This window comes from Xylanimonas ulmi (assembly GCF_004216535.1).
GTDB classification, from domain to species: domain Bacteria; phylum Actinomycetota; class Actinomycetes; order Actinomycetales; family Cellulomonadaceae; genus Xylanimonas; species Xylanimonas ulmi.
On record NZ_SGWX01000001.1, the window covers coordinates 780,118 to 803,259 of the forward strand.

The 23,142-nt window shown below is 70.1% G+C and carries 31 protein-coding genes; 23 read left to right on the plus strand and 8 right to left on the minus strand.

Going from position 1 to position 23,142, the window contains the following annotated elements:
- Window positions 1-142 precede the first annotated feature (142 nt).
- Complete coding sequence (locus tag EV386_RS03455) at window positions 143-931, plus strand: IclR family transcriptional regulator (RefSeq protein WP_130412360.1); 789 nt, start codon at window positions 143-145, stop codon at window positions 929-931.
- Between the two features lie 170 nt (window positions 932-1,101).
- On the opposite strand, the gene EV386_RS03460 is transcribed toward EV386_RS03455, so the two are convergent.
- Window positions 1,102-2,277 (minus strand): tyrosine-type recombinase/integrase, encoded by a 1,176-nt coding sequence (locus EV386_RS03460; RefSeq protein WP_130412362.1) that lies wholly within the window; start codon window positions 2,275-2,277, stop codon window positions 1,102-1,104.
- The gene (locus tag EV386_RS03465) at window positions 2,264-3,082 is read right to left on the minus strand and encodes a helix-turn-helix domain-containing protein (protein WP_165399825.1); all 819 of its coding nucleotides are present in this window, start codon (window positions 3,080-3,082) and stop codon (window positions 2,264-2,266) included. The genes EV386_RS03460 and EV386_RS03465 overlap by 14 nt, the downstream gene beginning before the upstream one ends.
- A 130-nt stretch (window positions 3,083-3,212) precedes the next feature.
- Here EV386_RS03465 and EV386_RS18195 point away from each other — a divergent pair, with 130 nt between their 5' ends.
- The 19 genes from EV386_RS18195 (at window position 3,213) to EV386_RS03550 (ending at window position 16,619) form a co-directional block, all read left to right on the plus strand.
- A complete protein-coding gene (locus EV386_RS18195) occupies window positions 3,213-3,407 on the plus strand; it encodes a helix-turn-helix transcriptional regulator (protein ID WP_165399826.1) in 195 nt (64 codons plus the stop codon).
- Window positions 3,408-3,505: 98 nt separating this feature from the next.
- Window positions 3,506-4,084, plus strand: coding sequence for a hypothetical protein (locus EV386_RS03470; protein ID WP_130412366.1), 579 nt, complete (start codon window positions 3,506-3,508; stop codon window positions 4,082-4,084).
- Window positions 4,081-4,296 carry a hypothetical protein gene (locus EV386_RS03475; protein WP_130412368.1) on the plus strand — a complete coding sequence of 72 codons (216 nt, stop codon included), beginning with the start codon at window positions 4,081-4,083 and terminating at the stop codon, window positions 4,294-4,296. The genes EV386_RS03470 and EV386_RS03475 overlap by 4 nt, the downstream gene beginning before the upstream one ends.
- Window positions 4,293-4,625, plus strand: coding sequence for a hypothetical protein (locus tag EV386_RS03480; protein ID WP_130412370.1), 333 nt, complete (start codon window positions 4,293-4,295; stop codon window positions 4,623-4,625). The genes EV386_RS03475 and EV386_RS03480 overlap by 4 nt, the downstream gene beginning before the upstream one ends.
- Entirely contained in the window at window positions 4,622-5,020 is a 399-nt protein-coding gene (locus EV386_RS03485; RefSeq protein WP_130412372.1) for a hypothetical protein, read from the plus strand. Before EV386_RS03480 ends, EV386_RS03485 begins: the two co-directional genes overlap by 4 nt.
- Window positions 5,017-5,412, plus strand: a complete 396-nt coding sequence (locus EV386_RS03490; RefSeq protein WP_130412374.1) for a hypothetical protein — start codon at window positions 5,017-5,019, stop codon at window positions 5,410-5,412. The genes EV386_RS03485 and EV386_RS03490 overlap by 4 nt, the downstream gene beginning before the upstream one ends.
- A gap of 61 nt (window positions 5,413-5,473) precedes the next feature.
- On the plus strand, window positions 5,474-6,565 hold the full coding sequence (locus EV386_RS03495; RefSeq protein ID WP_130412376.1) for an AAA family ATPase: 1,092 nt from the start codon (window positions 5,474-5,476) through the stop codon (window positions 6,563-6,565).
- A gap of 185 nt (window positions 6,566-6,750) precedes the next feature.
- Entirely contained in the window at window positions 6,751-7,002 is a 252-nt protein-coding gene (locus EV386_RS03500) for a hypothetical protein (RefSeq protein ID WP_130412378.1), read from the plus strand.
- Complete coding sequence (locus tag EV386_RS18200; protein ID WP_165399827.1) at window positions 6,999-7,160, plus strand: hypothetical protein; 162 nt, start codon at window positions 6,999-7,001, stop codon at window positions 7,158-7,160. The genes EV386_RS03500 and EV386_RS18200 overlap by 4 nt, the downstream gene beginning before the upstream one ends.
- Window positions 7,161-7,221: 61 nt before the next feature.
- Window positions 7,222-7,929: a hypothetical protein gene (locus EV386_RS03505; protein WP_130412380.1), complete on the plus strand. Its 708-nt coding sequence runs from the start codon at window positions 7,222-7,224 to the stop codon at window positions 7,927-7,929.
- A gap of 346 nt (window positions 7,930-8,275) precedes the next feature.
- On the plus strand, window positions 8,276-9,736 hold the full coding sequence (locus EV386_RS03510; RefSeq protein ID WP_130412382.1) for a hypothetical protein: 1,461 nt from the start codon (window positions 8,276-8,278) through the stop codon (window positions 9,734-9,736).
- A gap of 63 nt (window positions 9,737-9,799) precedes the next feature.
- On the plus strand, window positions 9,800-10,858 hold the full coding sequence (locus EV386_RS03515; protein ID WP_130412384.1) for a phage portal protein: 1,059 nt from the start codon (window positions 9,800-9,802) through the stop codon (window positions 10,856-10,858).
- 111 nt (window positions 10,859-10,969) lie between these two features.
- Entirely contained in the window at window positions 10,970-12,508 is a 1,539-nt protein-coding gene (locus tag EV386_RS03520; protein WP_130412386.1) for a hypothetical protein, read from the plus strand.
- Between the two features lie 2 nt (window positions 12,509-12,510).
- On the plus strand, window positions 12,511-12,873 hold the full coding sequence (locus EV386_RS03525; protein WP_165399828.1) for a hypothetical protein: 363 nt from the start codon (window positions 12,511-12,513) through the stop codon (window positions 12,871-12,873).
- Window positions 12,870-13,253, plus strand: coding sequence for a hypothetical protein (locus tag EV386_RS03530; RefSeq protein ID WP_130412390.1), 384 nt, complete (start codon window positions 12,870-12,872; stop codon window positions 13,251-13,253). The genes EV386_RS03525 and EV386_RS03530 overlap by 4 nt, the downstream gene beginning before the upstream one ends.
- 1 nt (window position 13,254) lies before the next feature.
- Window positions 13,255-13,665 carry a hypothetical protein gene (locus EV386_RS03535; RefSeq protein ID WP_130412392.1) on the plus strand — a complete coding sequence of 137 codons (411 nt, stop codon included), beginning with the start codon at window positions 13,255-13,257 and terminating at the stop codon, window positions 13,663-13,665.
- A gap of 12 nt (window positions 13,666-13,677) precedes the next feature.
- Window positions 13,678-14,106: a hypothetical protein gene (locus EV386_RS03540; protein WP_130412394.1), complete on the plus strand. Its 429-nt coding sequence runs from the start codon at window positions 13,678-13,680 to the stop codon at window positions 14,104-14,106.
- The gene (locus tag EV386_RS03545; RefSeq protein WP_130412396.1) at window positions 14,106-14,618 is read left to right on the plus strand and encodes a hypothetical protein; all 513 of its coding nucleotides are present in this window, start codon (window positions 14,106-14,108) and stop codon (window positions 14,616-14,618) included. Before EV386_RS03540 ends, EV386_RS03545 begins: the two co-directional genes overlap by 1 nt.
- 3 nt (window positions 14,619-14,621) lie before the next feature.
- The gene (locus EV386_RS03550) at window positions 14,622-16,619 is read left to right on the plus strand and encodes a hypothetical protein (protein WP_130412398.1); all 1,998 of its coding nucleotides are present in this window, start codon (window positions 14,622-14,624) and stop codon (window positions 16,617-16,619) included.
- 22 nt (window positions 16,620-16,641) lie between these two features.
- Here EV386_RS03550 and EV386_RS03555 read toward each other — a convergent pair whose 3' ends face one another.
- The gene (locus EV386_RS03555; protein ID WP_130412400.1) at window positions 16,642-16,848 is read right to left on the minus strand and encodes a hypothetical protein; all 207 of its coding nucleotides are present in this window, start codon (window positions 16,846-16,848) and stop codon (window positions 16,642-16,644) included.
- 54 nt (window positions 16,849-16,902) lie between these two features.
- Between EV386_RS03555 and EV386_RS03560 the strand changes: the two genes are divergently transcribed.
- Both EV386_RS03560 and EV386_RS03565 read left to right on the plus strand, forming a co-directional pair.
- Complete coding sequence (locus EV386_RS03560; RefSeq protein WP_130412402.1) at window positions 16,903-17,142, plus strand: hypothetical protein; 240 nt, start codon at window positions 16,903-16,905, stop codon at window positions 17,140-17,142.
- Window positions 17,143-17,156: 14 nt separating this feature from the next.
- A complete protein-coding gene (locus EV386_RS03565) occupies window positions 17,157-17,429 on the plus strand; it encodes a helix-turn-helix domain-containing protein (protein ID WP_130412404.1) in 273 nt (90 codons plus the stop codon).
- A 156-nt stretch (window positions 17,430-17,585) separates the two neighbouring features.
- Here the strand turns inward: EV386_RS03565 and glnA are convergent, their stop codons facing one another.
- Window positions 17,586-19,010, minus strand: coding sequence for a type I glutamate--ammonia ligase (glnA, locus tag EV386_RS03570; RefSeq protein ID WP_130412406.1), 1,425 nt, complete (start codon window positions 19,008-19,010; stop codon window positions 17,586-17,588).
- Window positions 19,011-19,266: 256 nt separating this feature from the next.
- On the opposite strand from glnA, the gene EV386_RS03575 reads away from it, so the two are divergent.
- The gene (locus EV386_RS03575; RefSeq protein ID WP_130412408.1) at window positions 19,267-19,719 is read left to right on the plus strand and encodes an RDD family protein; all 453 of its coding nucleotides are present in this window, start codon (window positions 19,267-19,269) and stop codon (window positions 19,717-19,719) included.
- Between the two features lie 57 nt (window positions 19,720-19,776).
- Here EV386_RS03575 and EV386_RS03580 read toward each other — a convergent pair whose 3' ends face one another.
- Genes EV386_RS03580 through EV386_RS03595 form a run of 4 tightly spaced genes read right to left on the minus strand, consistent with a single transcriptional unit; the run spans window position 19,777 to window position 23,076 of the window.
- Window positions 19,777-20,499: a DUF4191 domain-containing protein gene (locus EV386_RS03580; protein WP_130412411.1), complete on the minus strand. Its 723-nt coding sequence runs from the start codon at window positions 20,497-20,499 to the stop codon at window positions 19,777-19,779.
- A 36-nt stretch (window positions 20,500-20,535) separates the two neighbouring features.
- Window positions 20,536-21,537 (minus strand): lipoyl synthase, encoded by a 1,002-nt coding sequence (gene lipA / locus EV386_RS03585; RefSeq protein WP_130412413.1) that lies wholly within the window; start codon window positions 21,535-21,537, stop codon window positions 20,536-20,538.
- 4 nt (window positions 21,538-21,541) lie between these two features.
- Entirely contained in the window at window positions 21,542-22,279 is a 738-nt protein-coding gene (gene lipB, locus EV386_RS03590) for a lipoyl(octanoyl) transferase LipB (RefSeq protein ID WP_130412415.1), read from the minus strand.
- A 44-nt stretch (window positions 22,280-22,323) separates the two neighbouring features.
- On the minus strand, window positions 22,324-23,076 hold the full coding sequence (locus tag EV386_RS03595; protein WP_242607814.1) for an HNH endonuclease family protein: 753 nt from the start codon (window positions 23,074-23,076) through the stop codon (window positions 22,324-22,326).
- Window positions 23,077-23,142 lie beyond the last annotated feature (66 nt).

The following is a 23,142-nucleotide window of genomic DNA, read 5'->3' on the forward strand; positions in this document are numbered from 1 at the left end:
CGCCAGTATGTTGGATGGGCGAGGGTGCGGCAACTCGCCGGTGCGTGGCCGGCGCCGCACAGCGGTCGCGCCAAGGCGTCGGGTTACCCTGACCAGCAACATCGAGCGTCGCTCGACGATGGAGGAGACAATGGGGACCGGCATGTCCGCAGAACAGGACGAGCTCACGGCGCCGGGGCGCCGGCTCGGCGACGTGAAGTCGGCGGTGCGCACCATGCAGGTGTTGGAGCTGCTGGCAGACCGCGGCGGCGTCCCTGCGCGACTGCGCGACCTGTCGGACCAGCTCGACGCGCCACGCTCGTCGGTGCACGCGCTGCTACGCACCCTCGAGTCGCACGGATGGGTGCGCAACGACGCCTCGGGGAGCCTGTACGCGCTCGGCATCAAGTCGCTCGTCGTGGGCACGGCGTTCCTTGACGCCGACCCGTACGTCCGCGTCGTGCGCCCCGTGCTCGCCCGACTGCGGGAGAGGATCGACGAGACCGTGCATCTGGCGCGCATCGACGGTGAGCGCGTCGTCTACCTCAGCACACATCAGTCGAGCCGTGACGCGCGGCCGATCTCGCGCATCGGGCGCTGGCTTCCGGCGCACTCCTCGGGCCTGGGCAAGGCCCTGCTCGCCGCGCGGCAGGACCCGCTGCCCGCCGAGCTGGTGGCGCTGACGCCCCACACCCTGACCGACCCGGCCGCGCTCGGCGCCGACATCGAGGAGACGCGGCGGCGCGGCTATGCCCTCGACGTCGAGGAGAACGCCCCCGGCCTGCGCTGTCTCGGGTTGGCGCTGCGCTACACCGACCCCGTCCAGGACGCCATCAGCTGCTCGATCCCGACCGAGCGCCACACCCCCGAGCGCGAGGCGGCGATCCTGGACGCGCTGCGCGCCGCGCGAGCCGAGATCGAGGACATCGCGCCCAAGCAAGGCACGTTCTAGACCGCAACGGCTCCGCGAGGGCCCGGGTTGGTCACCCGACGACGACGGCGGCCGCCGTCGAACGCGTGAGGCGCTCGACGGCGGCCGCCGTCATGTCGTGCGGGGTGGACTCGTCGGGCCAGACCACCCCGGTGGACGTCAGATGTCGTAGTACTAAGCATGCACCCAGGTCAGAGGCTCACGGAGGCGTCGGGGTACACAACGGGTACACATGACAGAGCGGCGTCCACCGCCTTCTTGGTCCTGTCGCCCGAAGCGGGCATCAGGTGCGTGTACGTGCGCAGCGTGAACCCGGGGTCTGAGTGGCCGAGGTGTTCGGCGACCACCTTGATCGACTCACCGGCATCGAGCAGCACCGATGCGTAGAAGTGCCGGAGTTGGTGCATGCCGCCCTCCTGCCCCTCCGTGAGCTTCACGGCGTCGGCGACAGCGTGCCAGTGATAGGTGTTGAAGTGGTTGCGGTTGAGCGGCTTCTTCTCCCGCGACGTCGTCACGAGCGGCACCGTCAACGTCTCCCCATGCTTCGCGTCGCCCGGTTCGCCGTCCCACGGAAGCGACACCGCGACCGCTGGGTGTCGCTTCAGGTGCAACGCCAGCGCCGCGCGCACCGACGGCGGCAAGGGCACGTCGCGGGTCTTCTCGCCCTTCGGCAGAGAGAAGACGAGCTTGTTCCCCGCCAGCACCTTCACCTGCCGGCGCACGTGGACCTCGCCGCGCAGGAAGTCGACGTCGTCGGGGGAGAGGCCGAACAGCTCGCCCTGCCGCATCCCGAGCCCGGCGCCGAGCGTCACGAGGATCCGGTACTGCTCGGCGAGGGCCCGGTGCGCCGCGGCGACCTGCTCGGCCGACCACGGCACGATCCTCCTGCGTGCGACCTTCCCCGGCCTGGACGCCTTCGTCCTCGCGGCGTTCTTCGCGACCTTCTCGTCCTCGACGGCCGCAGCCAGGATCGACGACACGTTCGCGTGGATCGTCCGGGCGTAGGACTTCGACACCTTCAGCCCGGCCAACCACGCCTTCACCGTCGAGGGCTTGATCTGTGCGAGCTGCTTGCTTCCGAGCACCGGGTACACGTGCTTGACCAGGCGGTGCTCGACGACCTCGCGCGTCGACGTGTTGAACGTCTGCATCGCCAGCCACGCCTCGGCGTGAGCCCGGAACGTCTCGCGCCCGGCGTCCGGGTCGAGGTACGTGCCACGACGCACTGACACGACCGTCTCGTCCAGGAACGTCTGGGCGTCGACCTGGCGGTCGAACGTCTTGCTGCGCTGCTTGCCCTCAGGGTCGCGGTACCGCGCCAGCCAACGGGTCTTGCCGTTGCGGGTGCGCTTCTCAGGAGCGGGCATCGGGATCTATCAGCGATAGGAAGGTCTGTTGATCAGGGTCCAGGCCTAGGAGCGAGAGCGATGTGGCGTCCTCGTGCGTGATGTGAGCGAGCTCGACATCGTCGCCACCGAGTGCTGCGTACGCCTCAACGATCCGTGGAGGCAGGGGCCCGGGGTCCACTCCCTGTCGACGCGCCAAGCAGCGCCATCGCTGCAGGTCCCTGAGGCTCCTGTGTAGTGACCGTTCCCAGGTTTCGGCGATGTCACCCCACGTGAGCCCCTCTCCGATCTGCGCGCCGACGAGCGTCACCCGCGTGGGGTCCTCTGCTCCAAGCCGAGCCGCTGCGAGGTTGCGCATGGCTTCGTCGGCGACTAGGGCCATCCGGAAGGCTGTCCGGGCAACCAGGAGGTCGCTCTTGCCCGCAGCCCGCGGTCCCGGGAGCCACTCCTCGGGCGCATAGGGGTCCCCGATGTACCTATTGCCCACCTTGCGGTCCGATCCCGCGAACCACTCAAGGGCGAGTACAGGGTATGCGGACCGGTTCGGGAGCGCCTCTACGGGTTTCGAACCGCTCAGGACTGGGAACAGGAGTTCCACCGGCGAAGACCCGAGGGCGGCGGCAAGCACTGCCACCTCCTGAACCGGAACGTCGCGCTTCCGACCGTTCTCTATGTTGGCGATTGTGTTCCTCGCGATCGGGTACCCGATGGTCGCGCAGCGCTCCGAAAGCTGCTGAGCAGAGACGCCACGGAGCTTCCGAAGGCGCTGGAGGCTCTCGCCGATGCTCTCCGCCCACTTCTGTGCCCACTCGGCTCCTTGTGTCATGAGTACACGATATGCGCCGCGCCGGGCGGCGTCTTGCGCTCCTGCGAGACACGTGTCAGGCTGTGTACGCATCAACCAGAACCGGTTGATCGTGAAGGACAAACTGTGTCGCAGCAACACAGGAGGGACCGTGAAACTCATCGACAAGAAGGCTGTCGCAGCGCTTACGGGCACTAGCGACGCCACTGTCACCGACTGGGTGTACCGGGGCGTCGAGCTCGGGCCGCTCAGCATCAAGCTCGGCCGCAGGCGGGTGTGGGACGAGGAGCGCGTACTGCGCTGGCTCAACGACCGCTTCGCCGAGGCCGAGAAGCGGGCGTCGTGACGCCCGCAATGACGAAGGCCACCCCGGCAAGGGTGGCCTCCGAGCCCAAGACCCGCGGCAACGGGTCGTCGAGCAGTGCACTCAACACAGGAGTCAAGTTGCAGAACCAGACTACTCGGGCAGACAAGCCCGAGGGCTTCGCCCTCACCGTGCGGGGCTTCGTCATCGGCGACAGAGTCGTCTCGACGTCGCCCTACGGTTCGGCCGGCAAGACCGGCACCGTGCGGTCCGTCGAGCACCACCCGATGCGCTACAGCGTGGCGGGCGGGCCAGTCGCCCCGCGGGACGTCGTGACGGTCGACCTCGACGAGGGCGGCAGCACGGCGTTCATCGCTGACGGCGACGAGCGGTTGCACTTGGCACCGCTAGCCGGGATGCCCAAGCCGCTGTGCCCTCCGTGGTGCGACCGCCGACACGGCGGCTTCGACGCGGTGACGTCCTTCGGTGACATCGCCGTGCAGCACACGGCCGAGCGCGGCGAAGTGGTCATGGGCACGATCGAGTTCCTTGAGCCCGACGGCTCACGCACGACGACGTCACTCTCCCTCGACCTACCGAACAGCGCGGGCGACTACGAGGCTGCGTCTCCCGCCGAGCTCGCCGCGGACGTGCGCGGGCTGATGGCCGACCTCGCCGCACTCGCCGACGTGCTCGACGGCAAGGCGGTTGACCGGTGAGCCGCCGGTACACAGGGAGTGACCCGACCGCGAACAGGGCGATCGGCGCCGCGGACAAGGGCAGCCGCAAGCGGCACGCCCAGGGCTGCTCGGTGGATGGAGGCCCCCGTCGTCACAACCTGCGCGGGTTCTTCTGCCCGGCGTGCGCCTCCGACGTCGACGACCGGCTGGAGAGCGCCTTGATCATCCTGGACGCGCGGAGGCCGCTGTGAGCGACGACGTCGACGAGACCATCGCCGAGATCGACCTGCTGGCCGTCGCGGACGCCGTCGGCGTCTACAAGAGCGGCCCGGTCGAGATGCCGTCCGCCGAGCAGTGGGCGCGGCCCCTGCCCAACCACCGGCCGTACGACGACCGTCACGTCACCGAGGTGCGGCGGCTGGCCCGCCGGTTCGAGGACGCCCACCGGGCCGAGCGCGACGAGCGCATCGGGTCGGCCGGAAAGTTCAACGGCGACGCCAACGCCGACCGTCACAACTTCGTCAACTGGCTCGTCGAGCGCCTGAACGCCGCCGAGCGCCGCAACCGGAGGATCGCATGAAGATCACGTTCGCAGAGTTGTCCGACCTCTTCGGGATGATCAAGCCCGGAGAGCCGGGCGCCGAGCACGCCCAGGCGATCATCGGATCGCTCACCTGGGAGGTCTTGGACCGCTTCGAGAAGGTCGCGGAGTGGAGGCTGGAGACCCACGAGGCGATCGACGCGCTGATGCAGGAACTGTGGTCGATGATCGACGGCCTCGGCGACAGCACCACGCCGGTCATCGAGCAGATCGCGATGGTCACCGGGACGCTCGCCGACGGCCGCGACCGCCGCGAGTACGCCCGCTGGCTGTTCAGCCAGATGGTCCGCCTGCACGTCGCCTTCGAGGCCGCCGGTGGGCTCGACCTCGCCGACCCGCAGTTCGTCGCCCCTGGTGAGCGGAGCGTGGCATGACCAACGAACCCGCGTTCCCGAGCATTCCTCGCAACTCCGGGCAGTGGCTGCCGCTGGCCAGCGAAGGAGGGCAGGCCTGCCGCACGTGCGGCCACAAGCTGCCGGTGCACCACGTGCTCGACCTCAGCGGCGACATGCGGCCCATCTGCGTCTGCTGCGTCGAGCGCTACGTCGAGGACAACGAGGAGCGGCTGCAGTTCTGCCGGTTCTTCGCCGTCGCGGACATCTACGCCAGGTTGGACGACCTCTTCAAGGACGTGGACAACGTCAACGAGCGGCAGGTGTTCCTCGACCTCGTCTCAAGCCACGCCGAGTGGATGGCCAACTGGCGCTGGCCCGAGGACCTGGCCTGCAAGCTCCCGCCCGCCGGCTTCGACGGCGACGACGACTGACAAGGCCCGAGGGCCCCGCCAACCGGTGGGGCCCTCGGCATACCGGAGGAAGGAGGGGAGCGTGACAGACGGGGTGCCGGACTACTTCGCCTCAGAGACCTATGACAACCCGTTCTCGGCCGAGGAGATGGCGCAAATGGTCTACGGGGACGAGGCACCGCAGCCGGAGCGGATGACGAACGGCGCGGCGTTCATCTTCGACCCAGACCTTGACGTCGATCCGGTGTGGGGGACGCCTGAGCAGGCACTCTGGGCGTCGGGGGAGTCGACCATGATCTCGGCCTCGCCTGGCGTCGGGAAGACGACCGTCGCGCAGCGCGTGGTGCTCAGCATGATCGGCCTCGGCGGTGACGTGCTGGGCTTCAAGGTGCGGCCCGCCCGGCGTGTTCTCTACTTGGCCATGGACCGCCCGAAGCAGATCGCCAGGTCGTTCCGGCGCATGGTGACGGACCGGGACCGCAACGCCCTTGAGCACAAGCTCAGGGTGTGGAAAGGTCCACCGCCCGCGGACATCGCCCGGATTCCCGGGACCCTGCTCAGCCTCGTCACGGCGGCTGACGCGGACGTCGTGGTCATCGACTCTCTGAAGGACGCAGCGCTTGGCCTCTCGTCCGACGACGTCGGCTCTGCGGTCAACAGGGCCATCCAAGAAGTCCTCGTCCACCGCGTAGAGGTCCTGATCCTGCACCACCAGATCAAGCGCGGCGGGGACGGCAAGGCACGCCCAACGACGCTCGCCGACGTCTACGGCTCGACGTGGATCACCTCGGGTGCCGGCTCGGTGATCCTGCTGGACGGCGAGGCGGGATCCGACACGGCGACTCTCCACCACCTCAAGCAGCCCTCCGAGCCTGTCGGACCGCTCAAGCTGGAGTTCGACCGCTTCGGAGGCAAGGTCGTCATGGCCGAGCAGTTCGACCCGCTGGCATGGCTCCGCTCGCAGCACGGGCGAGTCACAGCGGCCGGCATGGCGATATCGCGGACCGGTGAGGAGCGCCCCGCCAAGGACGTCGTCGAGCAGTGCCGGCGCGACCTTCGGCGGCTCACCCGCAGCGGCCTCGCGCGCGAGTTCGAGGGCTCTCGGGGAGGGCCCGGGGGCAGCGCCCCAACGTCATGGGAGGCGGTCCGCGACGAGGGGTTGATCGCGGCATGAGAGCAAACACGCGAGCAAACACGCGCCCCTCCTCGCGAAACCGTGCACGAACCAATCACGAGCAATCACGCGGTTGGCGAAACCGCAGGTCACAGCAGACACGGACCAAACGCGGGCAGACACGCGCCTAGCAATCACGTTCCCACCCCCCTCTATAAGGGGGTGGGACGCGAGAGGGGGACCAGATGAAGACCTACAGACAGCACCGCTGCGCCAGGAAGCACCGTACCGAGCGCGCCTTCATGCGCTGCGCACTGCCTCGGGCGGTGTGGGTGGTCGGAGAAGGCGCATACGCCGTGATCGCGTGGTGTCGCGTCACGACCGTCTCGCTCCACGAGGAGCTCGACAGCGCCGAGGCGTCCAAGCGGCTGATCGATAACCACGGTTGCGGCGGCGCTTGCCGTGGGGCCCACGAGATCGTGCTGGTTGAGCGATGACCGACCGAGACGCCCTGGCGATCTCCAGGCTGAGGGCTCAGGTGCTGGAGCGGACCCGGCTGCTGGCCGCGGCTCGGGCACGGGTGCGGGACCTGGAGGCCGAGCTCGCGCGCACACGCGTGGACCATGCACAAACCGCACCAACGGAGGAGCCGTGAGGGTCTGCGTGGTCGACGTGCCCGGACTGGTCATCTGGCAGGAGATTGAGGAGGAGTCATTGTGGCCGAGTGGGACTGGCGAGAGCTGCTCGACGACCCTGACGTCACCGACGTCGTACACCGCGTCTGGTACTACGCCGAGCGGACCTTCTACAACGGACCGAACGACGCGCTCGCGCTCGACGACCTCTCGTCCTGGCTATGGGAGCGGGCGGCCGAGGTCGCGATGAAGTACGACGCCAGCGTCATGGACGCCCGGGACCTGAGGGCCCCGGAGAGGTACTGGCAGGCGTTCCTATACAAGGCGCTCAAGCAGCATGGGCTGCCGGCGCATAGGCGGCTGTGGTTCGGCCGCGCGAGCAGTGCGCGGGCGGCGCTGATTCCGCGCGGGAGCCTCGACGAAGAGCGCGGCGACCCGGCGAGTGGCGACGCCCCGACGAAGGACATCTTCGGCAACCGCAGGCTCCAGGCCGTCGACCCGTTGGCGGTCGTGCTGCTGCTCGAGCGACTCGAGGAGAAGATCGCCTCGGGCGAGCCGATCGAAGAGTGCGAGCCCGTGGTTGACGGGGTCTGTGTCCACGCGGGTTGCGACCGTCCGCCGCGCAAGGGGACACGAGGGCTGTGCGCCGTCCACTACCGGGCGGACCTCGACCGCAGAAACCCCGACTGCGGCGTCGAGGGCTGCACGAACCCGATGAAGTGCAAGGGGCTGTGCGCCAACCACTACGAGGCGCTGAGGCGGCAGTTGAAGAGAGCGGGCGCGGCGTGAGCGCCAAGCGGCAGTGGGCTGGGGAGAGCGTGCGGCGGGCTCGGGCGGTGATGCGCCCCCGGCTGCCGTTGCCGTGCTGGTGGTGCAAGCAGCCGGTGCTGGCTGACGCGGCGTGGGTCGTGGAGCACATCGTGGCTCGCTCGGTGCGGCCTGACCTGGCGCACGATCCGAGCAACTGGTGGGTGTCGCACCGTCGCTGCTCGGACGCCTCCGGGGGGCGGTTGGGCGCCAAGCGCAAGGCGGCGGTCGTCGAGGCGACGACGAGGTTGGAGAGGGACGTGAGACCGTGGTGAGTGACGGGCTTTTGAGTGGCGGGACAGACCCACGCTTGACGTCCCCTCCGTTTGTGCGCGTCGTTTCCGCAGGTCAGAGCGTTGCGGAGGCTGCGCCGAGGTTCGTCTCGCCGATTCCTGACGACGTCGACATCAGCGCGGCCGAGGTGGGCGCGCGGTTGCTGGGCTTGGAGCTGCTGCCGCAGGGCGTCCGTGAGGCGCAGTTGTTGGAGGCCAGGAACGCTGAGGGTGGGGCGTCGTTCTCGTCGGTCGTGATCCAGATGCCTCGACGCTCCACGAAGACGACGGCGATCTGGGCGACGATCCTGGGCAGGGCTGCGACCCGGGAGGGCTACCGGTGCGTGGTGACGGCGCAGTCCGGGTACATCGCCAGCCGCATCCTGCTGGAGCACGCCGAGCGGATGCTGCGGGCGGGCAACCTGGTGGAGTCGCGTGAGGTCCGCTTTCAGGACGGGGTCGACAAGCCGGTGCTGTTCCGCTCGGGTGGGCGTGAGCGCATCGACTTCCCGAACGGCAGCCGTGTGTGGGTGGTGCCGCCGGACCCGGGGTCGGTGCGCTCGGCGGCCGCGGACGACATCGTGATCGACGAGGCCGGGGAGTTCGAGGGCGACAAGGGCGAGCAGTTCATGTTGGGCGTGCTGCCGTTGATGGACACCCGTGGGCCGCTGGCCCAGCTGGTGGTGGCGGGCACGCCGGGGCGCACACGCTCGGGCATGTTCTGGGGCATGTTGGAGGACGCGCGGCGCGGTGACGACGACGAGTTGGGGATCCTGGACTACAGCGCGGCGGACTCCGACGACCCGGAGGACCGGGCGGTGTGGGCCAGGGTGCATCCGGGTCCGTCGTCGGGACTGACGCCGATGAAGGTGCTCGAGCGGCGGTTCGCGAAGCTCGGCGCGGTCGGCTTCGCCCGGGAGTACCTGTGCATGTGGCCGGCGGACGCCTCGACGAGCGCGATCGACATGGAGTCGTGGGCGAACGCGGAGGTCGAGAGGACCGCGCTGCCCGATCGGTTCGGGCTGGCGCTCGACATCGCCGTGGACGGGTCGTCGGCGGCTCTGGTGGCGGCGTGGCGCGACGCGGACGGTGTGGCCTACGTGGAGGTTGTCGAGCACCGCATGGGTGTGTCCTGGCTGGCCGCGAAGGCGCACGCGATGGGCAAGAAGTACCGGGTGCCGGTGCGCTACGACGACATCGGCAACAACAGGAACGTGGCCGAGGAGATCGACCGCAGGCGCGGGGTCCGGTTGGCGAAGGGCAACCTGAAGGACGTGGCCGGGGCGGCGCAGCGGCTGGTGTCGGACCTGGCTGAGGGCAGGCTGAGGCACTTCGGGCAGGCGTCCCTGACTGCGGCCGCGGAGGGTGCCGCGTGGCGTCAGACGGAGGGGGCGCGGGCGTTCGGCCGCAACACCTCCCGGCACCCGATCGAGCCGCTGGTGGCCGCGTCCCTGGCGATCTGGCAGTACGACCAGCAGCCCGCGCGGCCAAGGGTGGTCTCGTCGTACGCATCGTGACACAAGGGCCTGACACGTCGTCATCATCGTGACATCGCGTCAGAAACCTGAGAGAATGCGCATGTGGGACTGCTGGAGCGCATCCGAGGAGCCGTCTCCCTGGGCATGCCGGGGGACGGCACGACCTGGTCGACCGCTCGGCGCCCGCTGCGTGTCGGGTCGCCGTGGGGCGGGGGCGGCTCCATCCAGCGGGCGGTCATCGCCGACGTGTTCGGGGCCGCGAGCCTGCCGATGACCCGTGAGGTCGCGATGCGGGTGTCGTCGGTCAAGAAGGGTCGGGCGCTGATCGCGGGCACGCTCAGCCGCTACCCGCTCAAGGCGTACCGGGCCGAGGCCGAGCTCGCGGCGCAGCCGACGTGGCTGTACCGCACCGACACCGGGCAGTCCCCGCAGCAGCGGATGCTGTGGACGCTCGACGACCTGATCTTCCACGGCTGCAGCCTGTGGGCCGTCCAGCGTGGGGCCGGAGACCGGATCACCGACGCGGTGCGGGTGCCGTTCGACGAGTGGGAGGTCAACGACGACCTGCAGGTGCTCGTGCAGGGGCGCGTGGTCTCGCGCGAGGAGGTCGTCTACATCGAGGGCCCGCAGGACGGGCTGCTGGACACCGCGGCCGACGACATCAGGGCGTCGCTGTCGATGCAGGCGGCGTGGAAGGCGCGCGTGGACACGCCGGTCCCGATCGTCGAGCTGCATCAGACGGACGACGTCGAGTTGGACGACGCCGAGCTGGCGGGCCTCATGGACGACTGGGCCACGGCCCGCCGCAACGGCGGGGTGGCCTACACCCCCAAGGCGATCGAGGCCCGCGAGCACGGGCAGGCGCCCACGGACCTGTTCGTCCAGGGCCGCAACGCCGCGCGCATCGACTTCGCCAACCATCTCGCGCTGCCGGTGGCGCTGCTGGACGGGTCCCCGGCCACGGCGTCGCTGACGTACTCGACCAAGGGCGACTCGCGCAACGAGCTGGTCGACCTGTCCCTGTCGTACTGGTCGGGACCGATCGCCGCGCGGCTGTCGATGGACGACGTCGTGCCGCGCGGGACCTCGGTCGACTTCGACATCTCCTGGCTGGCCACACCGACCCAGCCCACGACCGCGAACCCCGCACGGGAGGACTGATGGCCCGCACCACGAAGAGGGAGCCCACGCCGCGGCGCATCTGGCCGACCGGGTGGGACGACGTCGTCACGCTCGAGCCGCAGGCCGAGCCCGAGAAGAAGGAGGCCCAGGGTGCCTGAGCCCATGAAGGTGCTCGGCCAGCTGCTGGCCGCCTCGGCCGAGGACCGCACGCTGACCTACCGGCTGCTGCCGTTCGGGCAGCCCGGGCGCACGAACCGCGGCACGATCACCGCCTCGGCGGGCGCCGTCACGATCCCGGCGGTCGAGGAGCTGCGGGCCGTCAACGACGCCCACGACCGGGAGCGTCCGCTGGCGAAGTTCACGTCGGTGGTCGAGGGCCCCGAGGGCATCGAGGCCACGGTCCGGGTGCTGGCCACCACGGCGGGCGACGACTTCCTGGTCGAGGCGTCCGAGGGCGCCAAGACGGGGATCAGCGTCGAGATCGACGCCCCGGTGATCCGTGACGGCGCGCTCCTGGCGGGGGCGCTGTCCGGGGCCGGGTTCACCACGACTCCGGCCTTCCCTGGCGCACAGCTGGTGGCGGCCGACGCGGGCGAGCTGCCCGAGGACGCCACCGACGAGGTGCGCGACGCGCTGGAAGAGGCCCTTGAGGTCATCGAGGACAACACCGAGGGCGACGAGCCCGACAACAAGGAGGAGGCCGCCGTGCCCGAGGAGAGCCAGACCGTCACCGCGAGCGTCCCCGCTGGGTCGCTCGCAGCCCGCAAGACCAAGAGGGTGTCCGCGTTCGACCTGATCGCCTCGCGCGTCGCAGGCGGCGACCTGAACCAGCTGCAGGCCGCGCTCGACGAGGCCAACCAGGCCGACCTGCTGCCCTCGGGCCAGCCGTCGTGGCTCGGCGAGGTGTGGAAGGCGCGCACCTTCGCCTCGAAGTTCGCCCGGTTCTTCACCGACGCGCCGCTCAACGCGCTCAACGGTGTGGGCTGGAAGTTCGAGGTCGACGAGGACGGGGTGACCTCGACGCCCACGGTCGACGCCTACGCCGGCTACCCGGCCCAGCCGCACTCCTCGGAGGTCAAGACCAAGGCGGTGTCGTGGACCGCGGACCGCGTCGCGGGCGCCAACGAGTTCGACCTGGCGTTCACCCACTTCCAGTTCCCCGAGTTCTGGCAGGCGTTCTTCCGTGAGGTCGCCGACGACACCGAGCGCAAGCTCGACGCCAAGCGCCTGGTCCACCTGACCACGACCGGCAACTACGTCCCGGTGACCTCGGCGGTGCCCGCCGCGACCGACCACAAGACCCTTCCGGGCCTCGTCGTGGAGGGTGTGCTCGCGATCCAGGAGCGCACCGAGCTGATCGGCGCGATCGTCGGCGCTGACATCTACCGGGCGTGGATGATGACCGAGGACTCGGAGAAGCTCGCCTACCTCGGCGCGGCGATCGGCGTCGACCCGGCCACGGGCAGCCTCGCCAACCAGTTCGCGATCGTCCCGACGTCGGCGACGGCGCTGGCGGGCAAGGCGCTGGTCGTGGGCCGCGGCGCGCACACCTTCTACGGTCCGAAGCTCGCCTCGGCCTCGGCGCCGGAGATCGCCAAGGGCGGCCAGGTCGAGGCGCTGTTCGCCTACTACAAGACCTTCGCGAACGACTCGTTCTCGTCCGTGCTGGTCTCCAAGGCCGCGGCCTGACGATGGCCGAGCCTGTGACCGAGCTGTGGCCCGTGACGCTGTATGCGGCGTCATGGGTCGACACCGCCGACGTCGCCGAGCAGTGGCCTGACGCCGTGGACCTCGAGCCGACGCTCGTGGCCCGCGTCCTGGCCGCGGCCCAGGAGCAGTGCGAGGCGTTCGCCCCGGCACTGGCCCCGGGCCAGGAGGTCCCGGCCTCGTGGAAGGTCGCCGTCGTCATGCAGGCGCGGGCGATCTACCGGGCCACGATCGCGGGCTCGAACGACCAGATCGGCGCGGACGGGCTGACGGTCACCGTGTTCCCGATGGACTGGACCGTGCAGCGGCTCCTTCGTCCCAAGCGGGGGAGGATCCGGGTCGCATGAACGTCCGCACGCAACTGTCGAACGACCTCAAGGCGGCGCTGTCCGGGTTCCGCGTCGTGGGGTACAACACCCAGATCGACCCGCCGACCAAGCCCACGGTCATGCTGTGGGCCTCCCAGATGGTCAAGGGCGAGACGCTCAAGCGGCCCATGGTCACGGTCACGTTCGACATCTGGGTGCTGGTCGGGCAGGAGAACACCGGGGCCGCGGACAACGCACTGGACGCCGCCCTGGAGAAGGTCCTGGCCGCCCTGCAGCCGCTGGGCTGGGTCGACTGGACCACCGCCGAGCGCGGCATCTTCGCCGACGCGCTGCACGGCTGGAGGGTCACCGCGACCGCGGTCGCCTTCATCGACACCGAGACCGAGGAGGTCGCCTGACATGTCCACCGTTCCCCTGACGTCGTACTTCTCGCTGAAGAACGCGACGATGCAGATCGACGCCGACAACTTCGAGGACGCGATCACGAGCGTCAACTTCTCGCCCTCGACGTCCGCCTCGACTGTGCGGACGATCAACTCGAACGTGCTGCGCGAGCAGAACACCGCCGAGTGGGGCTGCGAGATCGGCCTGGTCCAGGACCTGGCGCCCGCCGGGCTGCTGCGCTACCTGCTCGACCACGAGGGCGAGCGCAAGGACGTGAAGTTCGTCCCGGTCGTCGACGGCCCCACGATCGAGGCGAAGCTGATCATCAGCCCGGCCGGGATCGGCGGGGCGAACGACGGCACACCGGCGACCGGCTCGGTCACCCTGGCCGTGGTCGGCAAGCCGACCTTCGTCGACCCGGCCTGAGGGGAGTAGGACGTGGCCGACACCCTGGCCGCGCCCTTCGCCCTGCGTGACGCCCGCCTGATCGTCGGGCCCGGCACGGGCGAGGAGCGCGAGTTCTCCTCGTCCGTGTCACACGTGATGTTCGAGCCCCGGGTCGCCTGGGCCCCGGCCGTCGGACTCAACGACGTCGGCGGGAACTACGCCGTCGAGCGCGTCGAGTGGTGGCTCGCGCTGGAGTACCCGCAGGACTGGGCCGAGGCCGCCTCCCTGAGCCTGTTCCTGGCCACCCACGCCGGGCAGAAGCGCGAGATGCTGTTCGTGCCCTCACAGCGGTTCGCCACCCATCAGGTGCGCACCACGGTCGTTCTGGCCCCGGGGCCGATCGGCGGGGACGCGGGGCCGCTGCTGACCGGGATCGTCGCCATGCCGGTGGTCGGCTGGCCCGACGTCGAGGAGCGCTGATGCTCAGCCCGTCGGTGCGAGACGACCGGGCGCTGGCCGCCGTGGTGCTCGCCCTCAAGGCCGCCGACAAGCAGCTCAAGGCCGACATCAACAAGGCCACCCGCGACACCATGAACCCGGTTTGGCGCACCCTGACGGCCGCCAACGCCCGCAGGCCGCTCGACCAGGCCGTGCTGCTCAAGGGCGTGCGCATCGCCGCCGGGAATCCGCCAGCGGCCGTCGCGGCCACGTCCAAGCGCCTGCTCGGTGGGCACGGGCAGGTCCCCGCCGAGTGGTGGGCCGCGGTCGAGTTCGGCGTCACCGCCGACCACCGCCAGACCTACTCGCGGCGCGGGCGGCGCGGATCCCACCAGGTCACCCGCAACGTCACTGCGAACCTGCCACCGCGCTACCGCACCGGGCGGGTGCTGTACCCCGCGTTCGCCGAGCTCAGCCCGCGCATGGGGTCCCTGTGGGCGCAGATCGTCGTCAAGAAGTACGCCGAGGCCATCGAGGCCGGCGGGAGGGAGTAGGCCATGGCCGGCGGCTTCAAGATGCAGTTCGTCGCGGACGTCGCGCCGTTCCTGCGCGGCACCAAGGACGTCGAGGGCGCCCTCGGGGACGTCGCAGGGGCGCTGGACGACCTGGCAAGGGACGCGACCAAGTCCGGGGGCAAGGCCGCCGACGCGATGGACCAAGTCGGCGAAGCCGCCGACACCGCGGCCCGCGACGTCGACCGGGCGTCCGACACCGCGTCCGACTCCCTCAAGGGCATCGGGGACGGGGCGAAGTCCGCCGCCAAGGAGGTCGACGCCCAGACCGACAAGGCCGCCGACTCGGTCGAGGAGATCGGCGACAGCGCCAAGCGCACCCGCAAGGTCGTCGACACCGAGACCGACCAGATGGGCAAGTCGTTCAAGGACGTCTTCGACGACGCGAAGACCGCCGGGCGCACATCGCTCAAGTCCCTCGCCGACGACGTCAAGGACGGCGCCAAGGACGTCTCGGAGGGCACCGAGACGATGAAGGAGAACGCGGCCTCCAACGTCAAGGAGATGGCCGCCTCCTTCCAGGACGCCGGGTCCGTGGTCGACGGAGCCGCGGGGTTCGCCGCCGAGGCCCTGGAGGGCTTCGGAACCGCGGGCGTCGTGGCCGGCGCCGGACTGGCCATCGGCCTGAACGTCGCCTACAACAAGCTCCAGGAGCTCGCGGACAAGGCGAACGAGTTCAAGGAGAACGTCGGCGAGCTCGGCAAGGCGATCGCGCACGGGGAGTACGACCCCGCCGAGGCGTTCGACGAGTGGGCCACCCAGCTGCAGGACGCCAAGTCCTGGTTCGAGCTGTGGCAGGACGAGGCCGTCAACAACATCGAGCACGTGCGCGACGCGGCGAAGAAGGCCGGGCAGGACCTCGGGGACATGGTCGCCCCGCTCGTGTCCGGCGACGTCGAGGAGGCCAAGGCCAACCTCGCCGACCTGCGCAAGGAGCAGGAGCGCCTGACCCAGGTCATCGCCGACTCGATCGAGGTCAACGCCGACGGGTACGAGGTCGCCACCGACGCCACCAAGGCCGCCGAGAGCCAGCGCGACGGCGTCGAGGACCTCATCGACGTCTACGAGGACGAGATCAAGACGCTGGAGGCCGCCCACGAGCAGGCCGTCCTGTACAAGATGGCCACCGAGGACCTCACCGAGGCCGAGGCCGAGCTCGCCCTGAAGATCGACGACGTCAACCGCGCCCGAGACGAGCGCGTCGACGCCAACCGGTCGGCGGTCCAGGCCGAGTGGGACATGGAGGACGCCGTCAAGGCGACCACCGACGCGATCGCCGAGGGCGTCACCAAGGGCCGCGACGCGGAGAAGACCCTGTTCGACCAGGCCGGGAAGGCCCGAGATCTCGCCGCCGCGCAAGAGGACCTGTCCGGGGACACCGACGACTACAACAAGGTCATCGACGCGCAGAAGCGCAAGTTCATCGAGAACGCCACACAGATGGGCTACACCCAGCAGGAGGCCGAACTCCTGGCCCAGAAGTACGGGCTGATCCAGAAGGTCGTCGACACCCAGGTCAACGCCCACACCGCCGAGGCCAAGGCCGCGATCGACGACGTCAAGAGCCGCCTGGACTCCCTGCCCCTGGCGAAGTACATCACCGTCGGAGTGCTCGACAACCAGGGCAGCGCCGCGGCCACCTACTCAGCCAGCGGCGGCATGGGCGGCGGCACCGCGACCAAGCGCGGCAAGGCGACCGGAGGCATCATCCCCGGGCAGCCCTCCACGATGGACAACACCTACACGCCCACCGCCTCAGGTGAGTTCGTCGTCAACGCCCCGGCCACCGCCAAGCACCGTGAGCTGCTGGAGGCCATCAACCAGGGCCGCCAGGTCCGAGCACCCCAGGCCGCCTCGCCCGTCACCGTCCAGGCCCTCAGCGACGCCCAGATCAGCGCGCTCGTCACCGGCATCGCGAGGGTGGTCAAGGCCAACTCTGACGCCGTCGTCGCTGCCCGGATCGAGTCGCTGCTGCAGGGGTGAGCGCGCGCGGCCGGGGGAGGCGCTACGCGTCGGGCAGCGACTCCCACCACTCGATCAGGTCGGCGACCCGGATCGAGTACTTGTACCCCGCATACTTCGCGCGCAAGGGTGGCGGGAAAGAGACGGGGCTCGTCGTATGGATGGCGCGCTTGATCGTTTCGGGCGACATGTCGACCAGGCGGGCGGCCTCGCGGACGCCCACGGCGATGCGGTCCTCGGGGAGCAGCATGGCGGAACGGTAGCGTTGACCGCCGATGCCGGAGGCTCGTGGGAGGCTCTGGGCATGACGACCGCGGCTGACATCGACCTGCTCATCGCCAACCTGGCCGACGACGGCTTCACGGTCGACGCACTGATCACCAGATACCGCGGCCAGTTCCCGGACCGGCCCGCCGCGGTTGTCGACGGCCATCGTGTCTCCCTCAACGCGCGGCGCCCGATCACGGAGCAGGCGGAAGCGCTGCGGATGGCGCGGGCTCTTGGGCCGACCGAAGGTCCGGTCGCGATCACGCCGGGCGAGTGACCGTGAGCGAGATCATGACCGTCGCCGAGGTCGCTGAGTACCTCAAGACCTCTCCCGACACCGTGCGCAGCCTCGCTGCTCGCGGCGAACTCCGAGGGTTCCGCCTCGCCGCGCGAGGTGCGTGGCGCTTCGATCGCGAGGACGTCGACGCCTTCGTCGAGTTCCGCAAGTCGATGCAGGCGGGCCCACGGACCGGAGCCGGATCCAGAGGGGTCGGGCCGTTCGGGCAGACATCTCGGTCCGCGGCGATCGCAGCCGGTAAGCGGATCCGGGACTTCAGGGGCTGAGCCAGTCCGCAGCAGGTCTATCGGGTACACATCGGGTACACATGACACTCCGTGTGGCCCGTCCGTGGCCCGACGCGCTCAGAAGGCAAACGGCCAGGTCGGACGGCATTTCCGGAACTACTCGGAACCCGTCGGACCTGGCCGTTTCACCAACTCCTAGATGTCGTAGTACAGCTCGAACTCCTTGGGGGTCGGCTGCAGCTGCACCGGCTCGACCTCGTTCTTGCGCTTGTACTCGATCCAGGTCGCGATGAGGTCCTCGGTGAACACGTCGCCGTGCGTGAGGAACTCGTGGTCGCGCTCAAGGTTGTCGAGGACGGCGGCGAGCGAGCCCGGCACCTGAGCGATCTGCGCGTGCTCCTCGGGCGGCAGCTCGTACAGGTCCTTGTCGATCGGCGCGGCCGGCTCGATGCGGTTCTTGATGCCGTCGATGCCGGCCATGAGCTGGGCGGCGAAGGCGAGGTACGGGTTGGCCGACGGGTCCGGAACGCGGAACTCGACGCGCTTGGCCTTGGGCGAGCTGCCCGTGATCGGGATGCGGATGCACGCCGAGCGGTTGCGGGCCGAGTAGACCAGGTTGACCGGGGCCTCGTAGCCCGGCACAAGGCGGCGGTAGGAGTTGACCGACGGGTTGGTGAACGCCAGCAGCGACGGGGCGTGCTTGAGCAGACCGCCGATGTACCAGCGGGCCATGTCCGACAGGCCGCCGTAGCCCTTCTCGTCGTAGAACAGCGGGTCGCCGTTCTGCCACAGCGACTGGTGGGAGTGCATGCCCGAGCCGTTGTCGCCGTACAGCGGCTTCGGCATGAACGTGACCGTCTTGCCCGCCTGGTAGGCGACATTGCGGATGACGTACTTGAACTTCATCAGGTCGTCGGCCGCGTGCAGCAGCGTGTTGAAGCGGTAGTTGATCTCCTGCTGGCCGGCGGTGCCCACCTCGTGGTGCGCGCGCTCGACGTCGAGCCCGACCTGGGCGAGCACGTCGCACATGTCGTCACGCAGGTCGGCGAACTTGTCCGACGGCGAGACGGGGAAGTAGCCGCCCTTGACGCGGGTCTTGTACCCGAGGTTGCCGCCCTCCTCCTCGCGCCCCGTGTTCCACGCCGCCTCGACCGAGTCGATCGCGTAGAACGAGCCCTGCATGGAGGTCTGGTACTGGACCGAGTCGAACAGGTAGAACTCGGCCTCGGGGGCGAAGAACGCGGTGTCGGCGATGCCGGTCGAGGCGAGGTAGGCCTCGGCCTTGGCGGCGATGGTGCGCGGGTCGCGCGAGTAGGCCTCGTCGGTGAACGGGTCGACGATCGAGAAGTTCATGACCAGCGTCTTGCGCTTGCGGAACGGGTCGATGAAGGCCGTCTTGACGTCCGGGACGAGCTTCATGTCCGACTCGTGGATCGCCTGGAAGCCGCGGATCGACGAGCCGTCGAACATCAGGCCCTCGGTGAAGGAGTCCTCGCTGAACTGGGAGGTGGGGATGTTGAAGTGCTGCCACACCCCGGGCAGGTCGACGAACCGGACATCGATGAACTCCACCCCTTCGTTGCGGGTGAAGGCGATGGCCTCCTCGGCGTTGTTAAACATCCATGCTCCTTAGAAGAGGGTGCGCCGTCCTGTGCTGGTCAACGGCCTGCGTCACTCGGCTGGCCACGAACGTAGGACGTCGCCGTTACTCTCGCATGCCACCCATGTTTCGGGCGTGTAACCGAAGCCGTGTGCGCTCGCCCACTGAGATTTCCTGCCCTGGTCACAGGGCTGGTGCGGCGCATGTCACAGCCGAGGACCCCGCCGTCGTGCGCGAGGGGGCCGGCCGAGGCGCTCGGACGCCTAGCCTGGAGGCGTGGCGTCACGAGAAGACATCGGTTCCTGGCTTGAGGGCGGCGCGACCGCCGCCGGCGGCGCGAAGCGCCTCGGGCTGCCCGAGTCGGGCCGCGGGTCGATGGCGCCGCTGGGGCGGCGCGTCGTCGCGCTGTGCCTCGACTGGGCGATCTCCTGGGGGATCTCGACGCTGTTCGCGCCGGGCAACACCTGGGCGCCGCTCGTCGCGCTCGCCGTCATGAACATCGTGCTGGTGGGCTCGGTCGGGTCGACCATCGGCCACCGGCTGCTCGGTGTGCAGGTGCGCGTGCTCGCCGCGCCGGGCGAGGGCGTCGCCGCGGGGGCGTTCGTCGGCTTCTGGCGCTCCGCGGTGCGCACCGTGCTGCTGTGCCTGGTGATCCCCGCGGTCGTGTGGGACGGCGACGGTCGCGGCCTGCACGACAAGGCGGCCGGGACCGTGATCACCCGCCGCTAGGGCGTCCGCGAGGCGCCGAGCCCGAGGCTCAGCGCCTCGCGGCTCAGCGCTCAAGGCTCAGCGACCGCGCATGCCCTTGCGGTCCGGCCGCGCCTTGAACGGGTCGACGCCCTTGGGCACCGGAAGGCGCTGCCCGCCGAGCGCCTTGAGGCGCTTGCCCACCTCGGCCGTCTCGGGGCGGGTGAGCTTGGGCTTGAGCTTCGTGACGGCGCGGGCGAGCTTGGTGAGCTGGACCTGTCCGTCCTCCTCGCCCATCTGGATGAGCGTGATCGGCACGTTCGGCAGCACGCGGGCCACACGCCGGCGCTCGTCCTCAAGCATGCGGCCCACGCGGTGGGCCGGGCCCTCCGAGACCAGGACGACGCCGGGACGCCCGACGCCGCGGAACACGAAGTCCTGCGTGCGCGCGTTGACGGCCACGGGCTCGTCCTCGAACGTCCACCCGCCGCGCACGGTCCCGAGGGCGGCGCGAGCGGCACCCGGCTGGCCGGAGATCTGGGTGTAGGCGGCTCGCTCGGCGCGGCGCGTGAGCATGTACATCGTGGCCAGCAGCGCGAACGGCAGCGCGACGATGGTGACGTAGACCGGGTGGTCGATGAGCAGCCCGATGACCAGGCCCAGCAGCACCACGCCGACGAAGACGCCGAGCAGCAGCCACGTCACCGACGGGTCCTGGCGGCGCGTCATCTGGTACGCGGCCCAGACCTGGTGGTACCAGCGCTGCTTCTTCGGCTTCTTGGTCTTGGGGGTGGCGTCCGAGGACGCGTTCGAGCGGGCCATGGGTCCAGATCCTAGCGGCGTTGCGGGTGTCGGGGATCAGCGCGCGAGCAGGCTCGCGGCCTCCTGGCGCGCTGTCGTCGGCTCGGCCAGGTGTGCGAGCGCGGCGGGGATCTCCAGTCCGCGCTTGCTCATGGCCTGGCCCCACAGACGCCCGGCGCGGTAGGACGAGCGCACCAGCGGCCCTGCCATGACGCCCAGGAATCCGGTCTCCTGCGCGAACTGGGACAGCTCGACGAACTCCTCGGGGCGCACCCATCGTTCGATCGGGTGGTGGCGCAGCGACGGGCGCAGGTACTGGGTGATCGTGATCAGGTCGCAGCCGGCGTCGTGCAGGTCGACCAGGGCGGCCTTGATCTCCTCGATGGTCTCGCCCATGCCGAGGATGAGGTTCGACTTGGTGACCAGGCCGGCCTCGCGGGCCCGCGTCAGCACCGCGAGCGAGCGGTCGTAGCGGAACGCCGGGCGAATCTGCTTGAAGATGCGCGGCACCGTCTCCAGGTTGTGCGCGAGCACCTCGGGCCGCGACTCGAAGACCTCGTCGAGCAGCTCGGGGATGCCGTTGAAGTCGGGGATGAGGTTCTCGACTCCCGTGCCCTGGTTGAGCTCGTGGATCTGGCGCACGGTCTCGGCGTACAGCCAGGCGCCACCGTCGGGCAGGTCGTCGCGCGCGACGCCCGTGATGGTCGAGTAGCGCAGGCCCATCGCCTGGACCGACTCGGCGACCCGGCGCGGCTCGTCGCGGTCGAGCGCCTGCGGTTTGCCCGTGTCGATCTGGCAGAAGTCGCACCGGCGGGTGCACTGCTCGCCGCCGATGAGGAACGTGGCCTCGCGGTCCTCCCAGCACTCGAAGATGTTGGGACAGCCCGCCTCCTCACACACCGTGTGCAGGTTGCCGCCTTGGACGAGTTGTTTGAGGTCGCGGTACTCCGGTCCCATGACGGCCCGGGTCTTGATCCACTCGGGCTTCTTCTCGATGGGGGTGGCGGCGTTGCGGGCCTCGATCCGCAGCATGCGGCGGCCCTCGGGCGCGATAGTCACGCGTTCACCCTACGACGGCGCTCGCGGGCGCCGGCCGGCCGTCCGGCCTCTGGCCGGTGAACTCGGTCACTGCCGGCGCCGCCAGCAGCGGGGCGAGGTGGCGGCGCAGCGCCTCGGCCAGCAGCGGCCGCACCTCATCGACGGTGACGTCGCGGCCGAGCTCGGCCGACAGCGACGTCACGTCGGCGTCGTCGATGCCGCACGGCACGATGAGGCCGAACGCGTCCAGGTCGGGGTCGCAGTTGAGCGCGAGGCCGTGCATCGTCACGCCCTTGGCCACCCGCGCCCCGATCGCGCACACCTTGCGCTCGCGGCGGCCGAGCCCGGCGGGCGCGTCGTCGGCGGCGACCCAGACGCCGCTGCGTCCCTCGACGCGCATGGTCTCGACGCCGAGGCGCGCGCACACGTCCATGACGGCGGCCTCCAGCGTGCGCACGTACCGCACGACGTCCACCGGCTCGGCCAGCGCCGCGATCGGGTAGGCGACCAGCTGACCCGGCCCGTGCCAGGTGATCTTGCCGCCGCGGTCGACGTCGATGACCCGTGTCCCGTCGGTCGGGTACTCGTCACGGCGGGTGCGTCGACCCGCGGTGTAGACGCTCGCGTGCTCCAGCAGGTAGGCGACGGGCGCTCGCTCACCCGCGCCGACGGCGGCGTGTGTGCGCCGTTGCAGGGACCACCCCTCGTGGTAGTCGACGTGCCCCGACAGGTGCTGGATCTCGATCAACGGTGCGGTGCCCACGACGTGTCAACTTACGCCCGCACGCGTGCGTGGTGGCAACCGGCTCAACGCGTGGGCAGCGGCTCGGCTGGGCAGGCGGACAGGACGTGGGCGATCGCCGCATACTCGGCGGGCGTCACGGACAGGTCGTACGCCGTCTTGACGGCCACCTGCCGGGCGACGTACGGGCAGCGGCTCGCCTCGTCGGGCGGCAGCCACCTCGCGGCGTCCCGTGAGCCCTTGCCCATGTTGGCGGGGCCGTCGGACGCGAGCAGGTTCAGCGGGTCGTTGGCGAGGTGGGCGCGCTCGGCGGAGTCCCACTGCGCCGCCCCGGTGCGCCAGGCGTCCTCGAGCGCGACGACGTGGTCGATCTGGACGGCGCCCGACGTCGCCACACCGCGCACGAACTCGATCCGCGCGCCCGTGTAGGGGTCGTCGAGCACCCCGGTGGCCACGACGCAGCGGTCGACCAGCACGACGTCGCTCAGGTCGCGGGCCAGGATGTCGTTGCGGGTGTCGCAGCCGTTGCCGTCGATGTCGGCCCATGCGGGGCCGAAGGCGTCTCGCGCGTAGCCGCTCACCGAGGAGTCGTCGCTGAGGGCCTCACGGATGGGCAGCGCCTCCAGCGCCTCCAGCGCGCTGCCCGGCGCGGGCGCGCCGGCGCGGTCGCGCTCGGCCAGCCACGCGTTCGAGATGATGACGGCGAGCGCGACGGCGATCATCGCCCAGCGCAGGAGCGCGCGACGCGGCCGGCGGGGGCGACGCGCGGCGGCCTCGACGTGGGGCGCAGCGACGTGGTCGCGGTCCAGAACCACCATGGGTGAGCAACTCCATTCCGGACGGAGCGCGTGATCCGCACACTTCGGGCAAGGGGGAGATAGCGC

Coding starts and splice junctions, on each gene's coding strand:
- EV386_RS18200 (WP_165399827.1), top strand. CDS start 6,999: ATGACCGACCGAGACGCCCTGGCGATCTCCAGGCTGAGGGCTCAGGTG.
- EV386_RS03500 (WP_130412378.1), top strand. CDS start 6,751: ATGAAGACCTACAGACAGCACCGCTGCGCCAGGAAGCACCGTACCGAG.
- glnA (WP_130412406.1), bottom strand. CDS start 19,010: ATGTTTAACAACGCCGAGGAGGCCATCGCCTTCACCCGCAACGAAGGG.
- EV386_RS03525 (WP_165399828.1), top strand. CDS start 12,511: ATGGCCGAGCCTGTGACCGAGCTGTGGCCCGTGACGCTGTATGCGGCG.
- EV386_RS03565 (WP_130412404.1), top strand. CDS start 17,157: ATGACCGTCGCCGAGGTCGCTGAGTACCTCAAGACCTCTCCCGACACC.
- EV386_RS03490 (WP_130412374.1), top strand. CDS start 5,017: ATGACCAACGAACCCGCGTTCCCGAGCATTCCTCGCAACTCCGGGCAG.
- EV386_RS03560 (WP_130412402.1), top strand. CDS start 16,903: ATGACGACCGCGGCTGACATCGACCTGCTCATCGCCAACCTGGCCGAC.
- EV386_RS03550 (WP_130412398.1), top strand. CDS start 14,622: ATGGCCGGCGGCTTCAAGATGCAGTTCGTCGCGGACGTCGCGCCGTTC.
- EV386_RS03535 (WP_130412392.1), top strand. CDS start 13,255: ATGTCCACCGTTCCCCTGACGTCGTACTTCTCGCTGAAGAACGCGACG.
- EV386_RS03460 (WP_130412362.1), bottom strand. CDS start 2,277: ATGCCCGCTCCTGAGAAGCGCACCCGCAACGGCAAGACCCGTTGGCTG.
- EV386_RS03465 (WP_165399825.1), bottom strand. CDS start 3,082: ATGACACAAGGAGCCGAGTGGGCACAGAAGTGGGCGGAGAGCATCGGC.
- EV386_RS03555 (WP_130412400.1), bottom strand. CDS start 16,848: ATGCTGCTCCCCGAGGACCGCATCGCCGTGGGCGTCCGCGAGGCCGCC.
- EV386_RS03455 (WP_130412360.1), top strand. CDS start 143: ATGTCCGCAGAACAGGACGAGCTCACGGCGCCGGGGCGCCGGCTCGGC.
- EV386_RS03485 (WP_130412372.1), top strand. CDS start 4,622: ATGAAGATCACGTTCGCAGAGTTGTCCGACCTCTTCGGGATGATCAAG.
- EV386_RS03580 (WP_130412411.1), bottom strand. CDS start 20,499: ATGGCCCGCTCGAACGCGTCCTCGGACGCCACCCCCAAGACCAAGAAG.
- EV386_RS03530 (WP_130412390.1), top strand. CDS start 12,870: ATGAACGTCCGCACGCAACTGTCGAACGACCTCAAGGCGGCGCTGTCC.
- EV386_RS03595 (WP_242607814.1), bottom strand. CDS start 23,076: ATGGTGGTTCTGGACCGCGACCACGTCGCTGCGCCCCACGTCGAGGCC.
- EV386_RS03545 (WP_130412396.1), top strand. CDS start 14,106: ATGCTCAGCCCGTCGGTGCGAGACGACCGGGCGCTGGCCGCCGTGGTG.